Raw genomic sequence first — 13,667 nt, forward strand, 5'->3', positions numbered from 1 at the left:
CGCCCGATCCGCACCGGCCGGCGGCCGTTCCCGGAGCGCAGGAGCCCGATCGGGCAAGGCAAAAAACCTCGCCGTGACGACACGGCGAGGGAAGTGGTGCCGTGGCGCAGGACCTACGGCACGGGCGGAACCTGATTTCGGGAGATGTCAGTTCGGGCGGGGGTCTTCCATCTCCGCCCGGATCTGCTGGCGCAGGATGTCGATCGGGATCATCTTGCCCTCGCGCTTGTAGCACCAGTAGGTCCAGCCGTTGCACGAGGGCGCGCCTTCCAGCGCGGCGCCGACCTGATGGATCGAGCCCTTCACGTCGTTGCCGATCAGCGTGCCGTCGGCCCGCACCTTGGCCTTGTGCCGGTTGTTCATCGAGTAGAGTTCTTCGCCCGGGCGCAGCATCCCGCGCTCGACCAGCTGGCCGAAGGGCACCCGCGGTTCGGCCCGCTTGGAGCCCGAGACCTCGAGCGCCGAGGCGTCAAAGCGGCGCACGCGCGACAGCCGCTCGGCGGCGACCTTGCGGTAGGCTTCCTCGCGTTCGATGCCGATGAAGTCGCGGCCGAGCATCTTGGCCACCGCGCCGGTCGTGCCGGTGCCGAAGAACGGGTCGAGCACCACGTCGCCCGGATTTGTCGTGGCGACCATCACGCGGTGCAGCAGCGCCTCGGGCTTCTGGGTCGGGTGGGCCTTGTCGCCCGCCTCGTCCTTCAGCCGCTCGTGGCCGGTGCAGATCGGGATCACCCAGTCCGAGCGCATCTGCACGCCTTCGTTCAGCGCCTTCAGCGCCTCGTAGTTGAAGGTGTACTTGCTGGCCTCCTGCTTCGAGGCCCAGATCAGCGTCTCGTGCGCGTTGGTCAGCCGCTTGCCCTTGAAGTTCGGCATCGGGTTCGACTTGCGCCAGACCACATCGTTCAGGATCCAGAATCCCTGGTCCTGAAGGGCTGCCCCCACGCGGAAGATGTTGTGATAGCTGCCGATGACCCAGATCGCGCCGTTGGGCTTCAGCAGCCGCCGGGCGGCCGCGAGCCATTCGCGGGTGAACTGGTCATAGACCGAGAAGCTCGAGAACTGGTCCCAGTGGTCGTCCACCGCGTCCACCCGGCTGTTGTCAGGCCGGTGCAGGTCGCCGCGGAGCTGCAGGTTGTAGGGCGGATCGGCGAAGATCAGGTCGACCGAACATTCAGGCAGCGACCGCATCACCTCGATGCAATCACCCGCAAGGATCTGGTTCAGCGGAAGCGCCGGGGCCTCCGTCGTCTTCGTCTTGGTCGCCATTCTCTGCCTCTGCCGCCGGCATTCTTTCGCCGTTCTGTGGTCTGAGAGGATGAGTCATCGGCGAATCGCCGTCAAATTCTTTTTTGAATCAAAGACTTACGGAAGCCTCTTGATACAAGATATTGTGGACCGGCTTGAACGAACGCCTATGGTGAGGGGTCGGGCCAAGATTTAGAAGAGCCTGAAGATGATCCCGCGTGCCGTATCCGGCATTGGTGCGCCAGCCGTAGCCGGGGTGCTGTTGCTCCAAATCCACCATGATCCGGTCGCGCTCCACCTTCGCCACGATGGAGGCTGCTGCGATCGACAGGCAGAGCGCATCGCCCTTCACGATCGCGCGGCACGGATGCCCGAGGCCCTTGGGGATCAGGTGACCGTCGATCAGCGCGATGTCGGGCGGGCAGGGCAGCCCCGCGAGCGCCCGCGCCATCGCGAGATGGCTGGCCTGCAGGATGTTCAGCCGGTCGATCTCCTCGACCGAGGCATGGGCGACGCAGACCTCGGCCACGGCGACGATCTCGGCCGCGAGCGCCTCGCGTCGGGCGGCGGTCAGCTTCTTGCTGTCGTTCAGGCCCGTTGGAATGCGACCCGCGAAGAGACGGACCGCTGCGGCCGTGACGGGCCCGGCAAGAGGGCCGCGGCCCACCTCGTCCACGCCGACGACGCAGGTGAAGCCCTCGGCGAAGGCGGCGGTTTCGTGACTCCAGTCGGGGCAGGCGATGTCCATGGCCGAGCTTTAGCGCGCCGGCGACCTGTGGGGAAGCTCTGCAGGGGAGCCGGATGAAGGTGCGCGGCAAGGGGGCCTCGGTGCCTTGCCGGCCGCCCGGGGCCGTGACGGAGGCGGAAGCTGCTCGTCCTTCCGCCTCCGCCGGCGGGCGCGCCTCTTGGGGGGATCGCGCGCCCGGGGGGATCAGTAGCTGATGCCGTAGCGGGCGAGGCAGCCTCCGTCATAGACCGTGCTGCCCGCGCGCGAGATGATCAGGCACTCGCCGGGCAGGTCGTCCAGTGCCGGCCGCGGGGGTCCGGCCCATGGAGGTGCCCGCCGCTGGTCCCGCCAGCGGGAACTGTCCGACCAGCGACGCCAGTCCTCCCGTGCGCGGCGCTGGTCCCAGTGATGGTCGCCGGCATGGGGGCCAATCCATTGGCGATTCTCCCATTGGTCGTGGTCGCCGCCGTGCCATCCGCCCTTGTCGTCGCGCCGGAGGTCGCGCTGACGCTCTGCCGGTCGGACCTCCTGCGGCGGCGGATATATCCGCCCCCAGGCTGCGGGCCTGCCGTGGCCCTCGCCGGGCAGGACGGGACGCGTCCAGGGCAGGATGACGGTCTGGTCCGCGCCTTGCGGCATCGGACGGGAAACGACGGTCTGTGCATGCGCCTGATCGGGCGGAAGTGGAGCGGCGGCAAGAAGCGCCGCGGCGAGCGAAAGGGAAAGACGTGCAAGAGGGATCATGCTGTCCTCGCTGTCAGGGCCCGCGGTGCAGGCAGGAAGGAATCTCCGGATCCACGCGATCGGCCCGGGCGATCCGGATTGATTATGGCGCAACCATGACTGCGGCATGTCCGGAGGGGCAATATCAGTGCGCTGCGAGGCCATGACCGGCCACTGCTATCGGATAACCGCGCCGCCGGATCGGCTCGGACATTGATTATCGTCCCATGGCTCCCCATGATCGGCGCAAGAGAAACCGGAGCAGTTCCATGAGACTTGTCGCCCTGCTGGCCGTGCTCGCGCTTGGATGCGCGATGGCCGCGCCGGCCGAGGCCGCCTGCTTTGCCGATTACAAGGCCAAGCAGGACCGCCCTCTCCGCCTGCATTACGGCGTGGCGCAGGTGCCGGACGGCGCCTGCAACCGCAAGGGCGCCACGCGCGTTCTGAAGCCGCGCCTCGCGCAGGCGGGCTGGACGCTCCTGAATGTCCTGTCGACATTCGGGCCGGAGGGACTGGACGAAAGGAAAGCGAGTGCAGGACGCTTCTTCCTCCGCTACTGACGCCCTCAGGGCCGGCAACCGCGTCGTTGCCGGCGGCATCGCGGCCATCGTGCTCATCCTCTCTGCCGCGGCGGTGTTCCTCTTCCTCAACCTGCCGGATGCGGATGCCTTCAACGCGCGCGTCGAGCGGCTCTTCGTCGAGGTCGACGCCTTGCGATCCGGCCCCGAGATCCGGCTTCTGGAGATCCTCGCGCAGTCCGGCACGACCTTCTCGGAGGTGCTGGCGAGCTACCGCATGGTGATCTTCGTCCTGCTGGTCTTCTCGACCTCGCTTCTGGTCGCCGCGCTGGTGCTTCTGGTCACGATCGTCGCGCTGAACCGGCGGATGTCGGCGATCCAGCGGTCAGGCATTCAGGTTGCCTCGCTGATGATCAGCCGCGAGAGCCGGTCGGTCTACATCAACGACATGGAGTTCAGCCTGACCGAGGCTGCCATCGAGACGCTTTCGGTGCTGGCGGAGGCGCGGATGGACGATGACGTCCTGACCGGGGCGCAGATCGAGTCGATGATCTCGGGCAAGAACGTCACGGACTGCGACGAAGCGGCCGGGGCGACGCGGGTCAAGCGGCTGCGCGACGCTCTCGGCAACCAGCTGGTGAGCGAGCTTCTGGTGAAAACCATCGCCCGACGCGGCTATGTGCTCGCGGTCGGCAAGGACGTGATCCGGATGGTCTGATCCGCGCGCTTGGATATCGCGCTCCGCATGTCGAGTGGCGCAGGGCGCCGGAGACTGGCTGCCCGCCCGGTCCGACTGGGGACGCCGTGCGCATGGCTGAGGCTATTCGCGGCCAGACGCTTTATACGACTGGCTCCCGGCTCGGTCCCAGAAAGTTGACCGTCTCAGAGGAAGCCGATCCAGCGGCCCGCCAACAGGACCGCGATCCAGAGCCCGGCGGAGGTGAGCGCCCCGACCCGTATCCGGGCCGGGATCGGTCCCCCGCGGCGCACGGCGCGCCAAGCGCGGCTCCGGTGGAGGAGTGCGAGGTTCAGGACCGCGGCGCCGATCAGCGGCAGCTTCCACAGGAACGCCGGATTGCCGAGATACTCCCAAGGATCCACGCTGAAGAGCCACAGGCCGGTCACGACCGCAAGCGCAAGGCCCGCACCGGCGCTCGGGACGAGAACGGGCGCCACCGTCGCCACCGGACGCCCCGCGAGCAGCCGCACGTCCAACGGAAGAATTGCCCCGAGCAGAAGGCCGATCCCGAGGATGTGGGCCGCGTTCACGAACAGGTAGCCGGTGCCCGAGGCCCGGATCCAGGCCGCTCCCGGCCAGGCCTCCAGAAGCTCGAGCATCAGTTCTGCGGCTCGATCATCTCCGGGTAGAAGTCATAAGCCGTGCCGTCGATCGTGATCCGGACGGCCTTCATCCGGTTCGAGCCGTCCTTGGCGCGGTGGCCAAGAACATGGACCGCCACGCCCGGCTCGGCTGAGTCGGCGGTGAAGCCCGCGCGTTCAGTGCGGCTCGGATTGCCGAGCTCGATGGTCCAGCGCGCGTCGTCCGGGGCGAGAAGTTCGAGTTCGGGATGCGGCGGGTTCATCGACACCGCCTGAAGTTCCCCCGTCACCTGGGACTGCTGGTCCTCGGCCCAGTTCCAGCCGTGGTGGGCGAAGGCGGCGGTGGCGGCGAGGGTAGCGGCTAAGGCGAGTCCGATGCGGAAAGAGGTCATGGCGGTTCTCCGTGCTGTTCCTAATGCGAACGCACGGAGCGGGCTTCCGGGTCAGTGAGGGCAGGTCACGGCTGCTTGAACGGATCATGGGACCTGCCCGGTATTCCCGATGCGCCAGCGGGACCGTCATGCCACTGCCGCAAAACTCTTGCATCAGGGGGGGGGCGGCCCTATACGCCCCCGTTCTTCCTTCTCGCGCGGGGGGTCTCATGATCCAGACACCTTACTACCTGATCGACGCGGCCAGCCTTCAGCGGAACATGGCCATCATCGACCGGCTCCGCGCGGCCTCGGGCGCCAGGGCGCTCCTGGCGCTCAAGTGCTTCGCGACCTGGCCCGCCTTCGATCACATGCGCGATCACATGGACGGGACGACCTCGTCGTCGCTCTACGAACTGCGGCTCGGGCGCGAGAAGTTCGGCAAGGAGACCCACGCCTATTCCGTCGCCTGGCCCGATCACGAGATCGACGAGGCCGTGGGCTACGCCGACAAGATCATCTTCAACTCGGTGGGCCAGCTTCAGAGGTTCAGCGACCGCACCGGCGGCATCGCGCGCGGCCTGCGCCTGAACCCGGGCCTCTCGACCTCGGGCTTCGATCTGGCGGACCCCGCGCGCCCCTTTTCGCGGCTGGGCGAATGGAGCGCGGAGAAGATCGAGGCGGTTCTGCCGCTGATTTCCGGCGTGATGATCCATTACAACTGCGAGAATGCCGACTTCGACCTGTTCGACCGGCAGCTCTCGGAGATCGAGGCCCGCTTCGGCAGCATCCTCGACCGGCTGGACTGGGTGAGCCTCGGCGGCGGCATCCATTTCACGGGCGAGGGTTATCCGGTGGACCGGCTGGCGGCGCGGCTGAAGGCCTTCGCGCAGGCCCATGGCGTTCAGGTCTATCTCGAGCCGGGTGAGGCCGCGATCACGCGCTCGGCCACGCTCGAGGTGACGGTGCTGGACCTGCTCGACAACGGCAAGCAACTTGCCATCGTCGACAGCTCGGTCGAGGCCCACATGCTGGACCTGCTGATCTACCGCCAGTCCGCGCGGATGGAGGGTGAGACCGGCGATCATACCTACATGATCTGCGGCAAGTCCTGCCTCGCGGGCGACATCTTCGGCGAGTTCCGCTTTCCGGCGCCCCTCAAGGTGGGCGACCGCCTCTCCATCGCCGATGCAGCGGGCTACACGATGGTGAAGAAGAACTGGTTCAACGGGGTCAAGATGCCCTCGATCGTCCTCCGCGAGACCGACGGAACGCTGCGCCTCGCGCGCGAGTTCGGCTATGGCGACTATGCCTCCAGCCTTGGCTGAGGCGCTTCCCTCTCTCCCTCAAGGATCGAAAGGAGACGGTTCGAAGTGAAGAAGAACGTGTTGATCATCGGTGCCGGCGGCGTCGCGCAGGTCGTGGCGCACAAATGCGCGCAGGCGAACGACGTGCTGGGCGACCTGCACATCGCGTCGCGCACGGTCTCGAAATGCCGGGCGATCATCGATTCCGTTCACGCGAAGAACGCGATGAAGGTGCCGGGCAGCTTCGAGGCCCATTCGGTGGACGCGATGGACACCGCAGCCGTCGCCGCGCTCATCCGCGAGACGGGCGCCGGAATCGTGATCAACGTGGGCTCCGCCTTCGTCAACATGCCCGTGCTCGAGGCCTGCCTTGAGACCGGCGCCGCCTACATGGACACGGCAATTCACGAGGATCCGTCGAAGATCTGCGAGACGCCGCCCTGGTATGGCAACTACGAGTGGAAGCGGCGCGCCCGTTGCGCCGAGGCCGGCGTGACGGCGATCCTCGGCGTGGGCTTCGATCCGGGCGTGGTGAACGCCTATGCGCGGCTGGCGGCGGACGATTATCTCGACGAGGTTGCCTCGATCGACATCGTGGACATCAACGCAGGCAGCCACGGGCGCTGGTTTTCGACCAACTTCGACCCGGAGATCAATTTTCGCGAATTCACCGGCACGGTCTATTCCTGGCAGGGCGGCGCCTGGCAGGCCAACCGGATGTTCGAGGTGGGCCAGGAATTCGACCTGCCCGTCGTGGGCAGGCAGAAGGCCTACATGACCGGCCACGACGAGGTGCATTCGCTGTCGGCGAACTATCCGCAGGCCGATGTGCGCTTCTGGATGGGCTTCTCGGATCATTACATCAACGTCTTCACGGTACTGAAGAACCTGGGCCTCTTGTCCGAGCAGCCGGTGACGACGGCCGAGGGGCTCGAGGTCGTGCCGCTGAAGGTGGTGAAGGCCGTGCTGCCCGATCCCTCGTCGCTCGCCCCCGACTACACCGGCAAGACCTGCATCGGCGATATCGTGAAGGGGACGAAGGACGGCCAGCCCGCCGAGGTCTTCATCTACAACGTGGCCGACCATGCCGAGGCCTATGCCGAGGTCGGCGCACAGGGGATCTCCTACACGGCGGGCGTGCCGCCGGTGGCGGCCGCGATCCTCGTGGCCGAAGGAACCTGGGACGTGAAGAAGATGGTGAACGTCGAGGAACTGGATCCCAGGCCCTTCCTCGCGCTGCTGAACCGGATGGGCCTGCCCACGCGGATCAAGGATGCGGCCGGGGACCGGGCGCTGGAGTTCTGATCGGCCTCAGATGGATCGATTGCGCCCGGTCGCTTGCTGCGGCCGGGCCTTTTCCTGCGGAGCCCGCCGGGGCTCTGCCCCGGACCCCGGGATATTTAAGCAGAGTGAAAGGCGAAAGGGCGCGGAGGCGGTGCAGGGGACCGTTCCGCACACGAAGCTTGCGCCGGAGAGTTCGGGTGTCCCGGCGGTCCTGCGGTCAGGCGCTCTTCCGGCGACGGATCGGATCAGCGAGGAGCCGCAGGCCGTTCAGCACCACGAGCACCGTGCCGCCCTCGTGGCCGATGACCGCGAGCGGCAGCGGCAGCTCGAGGAAGAGGCCGGAGAGAACCAGGATCACCATCGCACCCATCGCGAAGACCAGGTTCTGACGGATGATCCGCGCTGTCCGCCGCGAGAGGCGGTGCGCGGCCGCGAGGCGGCCGATGTCCTCGGAGAGCAGCGCCACGTCGGCGGCCTGCAGCGCCACTTCGGATCCGGCGGCGCCCATGGCGATGCCGACATCGGCGCGGGCGAGGGCGGCCGCATCGTTCACGCCGTCACCCACGAAGGCCACCTGGCTGCGTCCCGCGAGATCGGCCACGACGCGGACCTTGTCCTCGGGCAGCAGGTCGGCGTGGATTTCGTCCGGGTCCATCCCGAGGCCCGTGCCGATCCGTTCAGCCACGGCGCGGCGGTCTCCGGTCAGCATCTCGATCCGGGCCACCCCGGCCCGGCGCAGCGCCTCGATCCCGGCGCGTGCGCTGTCCCGCGGGCGGTCGGCCACGGTGAGGGCGCCGAGGATGCGGGTGCCGCGGCCCAGCAGCACCAGCGTTTCCGCTCCCTGATGAAGGGCGGCGACGGAGGGCGAGGGGTCCGCCGGTGCGCCGCGGGCGCCCATCCGGGCCGCAAGCCGGGCGTTGCCGGCCCAGATCATCCCCCCGTCGTCCACGCCCACCATCCCCTCGCCCGGCACGGCGCGCGCCTCGCGCACGGGGAAGGGCTGCAGTCCCCGCGCTTCGGCCGCGCGGCGGATCGCGTCGGCGATGGGGTGCTCGGAATGGGCTTCGAGGCCGGCAAGCCGGGTGAGGAAGGCATCCTGATCGCCGTCGCAGGCGATCTCGACCACCTCCTGCCGGCCGGTTGTGAGGGTGCCGGTCTTGTCGAAGGCGAAGGTGCTCACGCGGGCCAGCGTCTCGAGCGCGGCCCCGCCCTTGAAGAGCACGCCACCTCGCGCCGCGGCGGAGAGCGCCGAGAGGATGGCCGCAGGGACGGAGATCACGATGGCGCAGGGGCTCGCCGCGACGAGGAGCGTGGCCGCCCGGTAGAGCGCGTCGTCCCAGGCGCGGCCGGCCCAGAGGAAGCCGAAAAGCGCGAGGATCGAGCCGACGAGGACCGCCACCGTGTAGCGCTGGCCGAACCATTCGGAGAACCGCTCGGAGGGCGCGCGCGCCGCCTGCGCCTCGGTCACGAGCTGGATCATCCGCGCAACGGTGCTTTCCGACAGCGGCCGCCGCACCTCGACCTCGAGCACGCCGTGGAGGTTCACCGTGGCCTCGAAGACCGACGCGCCGCGGCTCTTGGCGACCGGCATCGACTCGCCAGTGATGGTGGATTCGTCGATGGATCCCTCGCCCTCGACCACGATGCCGTCCACGGGAACCCGAGCGCCGGGGCGCAGCACCACCACGTCGCCGGGGCGCAGATCCTCGACGGCCACCTCCTCGGTGCCTCCGGGCGTGCGCCGCAACGTCCGGTCGGGGCGGAGTTCCATCAGCGCCTCGATGGCCCTGCGGGCGCGGCCCATGGCGCGTTGCTCGAGTGTGGTGGAGAAGCTGAAGAGGGTGAGAAGGACCGCGCCCTCCATGGCGGCACCCACAGCCGCCGCGGCGAGGGCCGCGATGACCATCAGAAGGTCGATGTCGAGTTCGTGTTCCTGCCAGAGGGCGGTGAGCGCGCGAACAGCCGCCGGCACCCCCCCCGCGAGGAAGACGAGGAGCAACGCCCCGCCCTCGACCACGGGCCACGGGGCCTCGGCGGTGCCGATCCCCCAGCGCACCGCTGCGGCCGCAAGCATTCCGACGAGGGTAAGGCCTGTCAGGATCAGGGGTGCGCGCTCGTCGGTCATCATGCTCATCCGTGGCTCTCTGGCTGCCACGGACATCGCGCATCGTCCCGTCCCTGTCGCGCGCGAACGACTCGCAGGGGGCGAGACGCGTCAAGTTGCCTCGCCCCCCTGCGGCTCAGCGTCTGTCCTGAGGGTCTTCCGGTGCCTGTCCCGGCTGCTTCTGCGACCGGTGAGGGCCGGCCTCGCCCGGATCCTCACGGTCCTTCCCGGCCGGGTCTGTCTGCTGATGGCGCTGGTCCACCACGTTGTCCTCGCGCCTGCGGTCGTCCGGCGCTGACTTGTCCTTGTCGGTCATGGCATCCTCCTCGGCGGGGAAACCGCTCAGGCGCCGGTCCGTTCCGCCTCTTCGCGGAAGCGCCGCGTCTCGAGCGCGGCAGCCATGAGGGTGCGGGTGTAGCCCTCCTGTGGACGGTCGAAGATGTCGGCGGTCTGGCCCTCCTCGACGATGCGGCCCTCCTTCATCACCACGATGTAATCCGACAGCGCCCGGACCACGGCGAGGTCGTGGCTGATGAAGAGGTAGGAGAGCCCGTGGCGCGCCTGCAGGTCGCGCAGCAGGTCCACGATCTGCTTCTGCACCGAGCGGTCGAGCGCCGAGGTCGGCTCGTCGAGGACGATCGCCTTCGGCTTCAGGATCATCGACCGGGCGATGGCGATGCGCTGGCGCTGGCCGCCCGAGAATTCGTGCGGGTAGCGGTTGCGCATCGCGGGACTGAGGCCCACCTCGGCCAGCGCCTCGCCCGCGCGGCGGTCGCGCTCGCGGGTGGAGAGGCCCGGCTCGTGGATCTTGAGGCCCTCGGTGATGATCCGGCCCACGGTCATCCGCGGCGAGAGCGAGCCGAACGGGTCCTGGAAGACGAGCTGCATCCGGCGTCGCAGCGGGCGCATCTCGGCCGCGTCGCGGGCGAGTTCGCGACCCTCGAAGGTCACGAGGCCCGCCGAAGGCAGGAGCCGCAGCAGCGCCCGCCCGAGGGTGGACTTGCCCGAACCGGACTCGCCCACCACCCCGATCGTCTGGCCCTGCCGGAGCCGGACCGACACGCCGTCCACGGCGCGCAGCTTGTTCGGCGCCTCGAAGAGGCCGCCGCCGCTCGAGAAGACCACCTCGACGTTGCGCCCCTCCATCAACACCGGCGCCGTCTCGGGCGGCGGCGCCTTCGTCCCCTCGGGCTCTGCATCGAGCAGCATCCGCGTGTAGGGATGCGACGGCGCCTCGAACAGCGCCGCCGTCTCGCCGGTCTCGACCACCTCGCCCGCCTGCATCACATAGACCCGGTCGGCGAAGCGCTGCACGATGCCGAGGTCGTGGGTGATGAAGAGGATCGCCATGCCGAGCCGCTTCTGCAGTTCGGCCAGCAGCGTCAGGATCTGCGCCTGGATCGTCACGTCGAGCGCGGTCGTGGGCTCGTCGGCGATCAGGATGTCGGGGCCGCAGGCGAGCGCCATGGCGATCATCACCCGCTGGCGCTGTCCGCCCGACAGCTCATGCGGGTAGCTGTCGATCCGCCGCTCGGGCTCGGGGATGCCCACGAGGCCCAGAAGCTCGACGATCCGGGGACGCGCCGCGCGCTTCGAGAGGCCGCGGTGGAAGCGGAGCGGCTCGGCCAGCTGGTCGCCGATCCGGTAGAGCGGGTCGAGCGAGGTCATCGGCTCCTGGAAGATCATGGTGATCTTGTCGCCACGCACCTTGTTCAGCTCGCGCTCGGACAGGCCGATCAGTTCGCGCCCGCGATAGCGGGCCGAGCCGGTGGCGCGGCCGTTCTGCGCCAGAAGCCCCATGAGCGCCATGGTGGTCTGGCTCTTGCCCGAGCCGGATTCGCCCACGATGGCCACGGTCTCGCCGGGCATCACCGAGAGGTCGATGCCGCGCACGGCCTCCACCTCGCCGTCGTTGGTCTGGAAGGTGACCCGGAGGCCCTTCACGTCGAGAACGGGCTCCATCTCAGCGGTCCTTCGGATCGAGGCTGTCGCGCAATCCGTCGCCGAGGAAGTTCAGCGCGAACAGGATCGCGGTCAGCGTGAGGGCGGGCCAGATCAGAAGCCACGGCGCGCCGCGCATGTTGGCGGCCCCTTCCGAGATCAGCAGGCCCAGCGAGGTCAGCGGCTCCTGCACGCCGAGGCCGAGGAACGAGAGCAGGCTTTCCAGCAGGATGGCCTTGGGCACGAGAAGCGTCACGAAGACGATCACCGGCCCGAGCGTGTTCGGCACCACATGGCGCATGAGGATGCCCGCGCGCGTGGCGCCGAGCGCCTCGGCCGCCTGCACGAACTCCTGCCGCTTGAGGCTGAGCGTCTGGCCGCGCACGATCCGCGCCATGTCGAGCCATTCGGTCGCGCCGATGGCGATGAAGATGATGACGAGGTTTCGCCCGAAGAAGACCACGAGCAGGATGACGAAGAAGATGAACGGGAGCGAATAGAGCACGTCCACGATCCGCATCATCACGTTGTCGACCCGCCCGCCGAGATAGCCCGAGATCGCCCCGTAGGTGACGCCCAGCAGGAGCGCCATGGCCGAGGCCAGAAGCCCGATGGCGAGCGAGATCCGGACGCCGATGAAGATGCGGGACATGAGGTCCCGCCCCACGGCATCGGTGCCGAAGAGGAAGTAGAGCTGCTCCACATCGGCCGAGAGTGTGCCGCTCAGCCCGTCCGGCGCAAGGTCGAGCCGCGGATTGATGAAGAGGTCGGACCGCTGGAAGTAGCGCAGGATGCGCTCGTCGATGGGCTCCTCGTCCTGGATCTGGACGGAGACGGTGCCGTTCTCCAGCACCGGCGTGCCCTCGATCCGGGCGCGGGCCATGGTGCGCTCGAAGTTGGGGATCACCACGTCGGCCCGCGGATAGGGCTCGAGGCTGGCCGGTGCCCGGACGAACTGCGGATAGACGCGCGTGTAGTCGTGCGGCGAGAGCATCGGGCCGAAGATGCCGACGAGGCCGAGGAAGGCCAGCACCAGCGCCGAGGCGACCGCGGCGCGGTTCCTGCGCAGCCGGATCCAGGCATCCTGCCAGAGCGAGCGGCCAACGATGGCTTCGGGCTGGGGCGAGGGCGTGCCGGGGGTGGGAACGGGCATCTCAGTCATAGCGCACCCGCGGGTCGAGGAGCGTGTAGAGCAGGTCCACGATCAGGTTGAAGAGCAGGATGAAGAGGGCGATCACCACCACGGTCCCCATCACGAGCGTGTAGTCGCGCCCAAGCGCGCCCTGCACGAAATAGCGCCCGATCCCGGGCAGGCCGAAGATGGTTTCCACCACGACCGATCCGGTCAGGAGACCCGCGGCGGTGGGGCCGAGGTAGCTGACGGCGGGCAGCATGGCCGCGCGCAGCGCGTGCTTCACCACCACCGTCCGGGCGGGCAGGCCATAGGCGCGGGCTGTGCGGACGTGGTTCGAGCGCAACGCCTCGATGGTCGCGCCGCGAACGAGGCGCGCGATCACCGCCACCTGCGGCAGGGCGAGCGTCACCACCGGCAGCACCCAGTAGGCGGGATCGGAGGATGACCAGCCGCCCGCCGGCAGCCAGTGCAGGATCACGCCGAAGAAGAGGCTCAGGAGCGGCGCCACCACGAAATTCGGCGTCGTGATGCCGAAGGTCGCGAGGCCCACGATCGTGTAGTCGAGCCAGGAGTTCTGCCTCAACGCGGCGATGGCGCCCAGAAGCGTTCCGATCAGCACGGCGAGCGATATGGCGAGGCCGCCCAGAAGCATCGAGATCGGCAGGCCCGAGGCGAAGAGGTCGTTCACTGTGAAATCGCGCTTCGTGAACGACGGGCCGAGGTCACCCCTCAGCAGGTTGCCCATGTAGGTCAGGTATTGCGACCAGAGCGAGCCGTCGAGATTGTAGGCCCGCTTGAGGTTCTCCATGATCAGCGGATCGACCTGCCGCTCGAGGTCGAACGGACCGCCGGGCGCGATGCGGATCATGAAGAAGGTCAGCGTGACGATGATGAAGACGGTTGGCACGGCCGAGGCAAGCCGCCGGAGCGTGTAGCGAAGCATCGGGATGGCCCTCGCAAGAGGGGCCGCGGCAATGGCTGCCGCGCCCCGG

14 protein-coding genes are annotated in these 13,667 nt (G+C 68.4%); 4 read left to right on the forward strand and 10 right to left on the reverse strand.

Going from position 1 to position 13,667, the window contains the following annotated elements:
* Positions 1-147 precede the first annotated feature (147 nt).
* The 3 genes from ACTVZP_RS06045 to ACTVZP_RS06055 form a co-directional block, all read right to left on the reverse strand.
* Positions 148-1,266 (reverse strand): site-specific DNA-methyltransferase, encoded by a 1,119-nt coding sequence (locus tag ACTVZP_RS06045; protein WP_443211208.1) that lies wholly within the window; start codon positions 1,264-1,266, stop codon positions 148-150.
* Positions 1,267-1,354: 88 nt separating this feature from the next.
* Positions 1,355-1,993 (reverse strand): ribonuclease HII, encoded by a 639-nt coding sequence (locus ACTVZP_RS06050; RefSeq protein WP_443211209.1) that lies wholly within the window; start codon positions 1,991-1,993, stop codon positions 1,355-1,357.
* 183 nt (positions 1,994-2,176) lie between these two features.
* Entirely contained in the window at positions 2,177-2,716 is a 540-nt protein-coding gene (locus tag ACTVZP_RS06055; protein ID WP_443211210.1) for a hypothetical protein, read from the reverse strand.
* A 248-nt stretch (positions 2,717-2,964) separates the two neighbouring features.
* Between ACTVZP_RS06055 and ACTVZP_RS06060 the strand changes: the two genes are divergently transcribed.
* Both ACTVZP_RS06060 and ACTVZP_RS06065 read left to right on the forward strand, forming a co-directional pair.
* Positions 2,965-3,255 carry a hypothetical protein gene (locus tag ACTVZP_RS06060; protein WP_443211211.1) on the forward strand — a complete coding sequence of 97 codons (291 nt, stop codon included), beginning with the start codon at positions 2,965-2,967 and terminating at the stop codon, positions 3,253-3,255.
* Positions 3,227-3,931, forward strand: coding sequence for a winged helix-turn-helix domain-containing protein (locus ACTVZP_RS06065; RefSeq protein ID WP_443211212.1), 705 nt, complete (start codon positions 3,227-3,229; stop codon positions 3,929-3,931). Before ACTVZP_RS06060 ends, ACTVZP_RS06065 begins: the two co-directional genes overlap by 29 nt.
* 164 nt (positions 3,932-4,095) lie before the next feature.
* Here the strand turns inward: ACTVZP_RS06065 and ACTVZP_RS06070 are convergent, their stop codons facing one another.
* Positions 4,096-4,551 (reverse strand): DUF2214 domain-containing protein, encoded by a 456-nt coding sequence (locus ACTVZP_RS06070; protein ID WP_443211213.1) that lies wholly within the window; start codon positions 4,549-4,551, stop codon positions 4,096-4,098.
* On the reverse strand, positions 4,551-4,925 hold the full coding sequence (locus ACTVZP_RS06075) for a DUF6152 family protein (RefSeq protein WP_443211214.1): 375 nt from the start codon (positions 4,923-4,925) through the stop codon (positions 4,551-4,553). The genes ACTVZP_RS06070 and ACTVZP_RS06075 overlap by 1 nt, the downstream gene beginning before the upstream one ends.
* A 209-nt stretch (positions 4,926-5,134) precedes the next feature.
* On the opposite strand from ACTVZP_RS06075, the gene ACTVZP_RS06080 reads away from it, so the two are divergent.
* Positions 5,135-6,232 carry a carboxynorspermidine decarboxylase gene (locus ACTVZP_RS06080; RefSeq protein ID WP_443211215.1) on the forward strand — a complete coding sequence of 366 codons (1,098 nt, stop codon included), beginning with the start codon at positions 5,135-5,137 and terminating at the stop codon, positions 6,230-6,232.
* 45 nt (positions 6,233-6,277) lie between these two features.
* Positions 6,278-7,516 carry a saccharopine dehydrogenase family protein gene (locus ACTVZP_RS06085; RefSeq protein WP_443211216.1) on the forward strand — a complete coding sequence of 413 codons (1,239 nt, stop codon included), beginning with the start codon at positions 6,278-6,280 and terminating at the stop codon, positions 7,514-7,516.
* A 196-nt stretch (positions 7,517-7,712) separates the two neighbouring features.
* Here the strand turns inward: ACTVZP_RS06085 and ACTVZP_RS06090 are convergent, their stop codons facing one another.
* From ACTVZP_RS06090 to ACTVZP_RS06110, 5 genes are all read right to left on the reverse strand, one after another.
* A complete protein-coding gene (locus ACTVZP_RS06090) occupies positions 7,713-9,656 on the reverse strand; it encodes a heavy metal translocating P-type ATPase (RefSeq protein WP_443211217.1) in 1,944 nt (647 codons plus the stop codon).
* A 79-nt stretch (positions 9,657-9,735) separates the two neighbouring features.
* The gene (locus tag ACTVZP_RS06095) at positions 9,736-9,915 is read right to left on the reverse strand and encodes a hypothetical protein (protein ID WP_443211218.1); all 180 of its coding nucleotides are present in this window, start codon (positions 9,913-9,915) and stop codon (positions 9,736-9,738) included.
* A 26-nt stretch (positions 9,916-9,941) separates the two neighbouring features.
* The gene (locus ACTVZP_RS06100) at positions 9,942-11,561 is read right to left on the reverse strand and encodes an ABC transporter ATP-binding protein (protein ID WP_443211219.1); all 1,620 of its coding nucleotides are present in this window, start codon (positions 11,559-11,561) and stop codon (positions 9,942-9,944) included.
* Between the two features lies 1 nt (position 11,562).
* Entirely contained in the window at positions 11,563-12,702 is a 1,140-nt protein-coding gene (locus ACTVZP_RS06105; protein ID WP_443211220.1) for an ABC transporter permease, read from the reverse strand.
* Positions 12,695-13,618 carry an ABC transporter permease gene (locus tag ACTVZP_RS06110; RefSeq protein WP_443211221.1) on the reverse strand — a complete coding sequence of 308 codons (924 nt, stop codon included), beginning with the start codon at positions 13,616-13,618 and terminating at the stop codon, positions 12,695-12,697. Before ACTVZP_RS06110 ends, ACTVZP_RS06105 begins: the two co-directional genes overlap by 8 nt.
* Positions 13,619-13,667: the final 49 nt, after the last annotated feature.

It is taken from the genome of Rhodobacter sp. NSM, from assembly GCF_052244495.1.
Classification (GTDB): domain Bacteria; phylum Pseudomonadota; class Alphaproteobacteria; order Rhodobacterales; family Rhodobacteraceae; genus Cereibacter_A.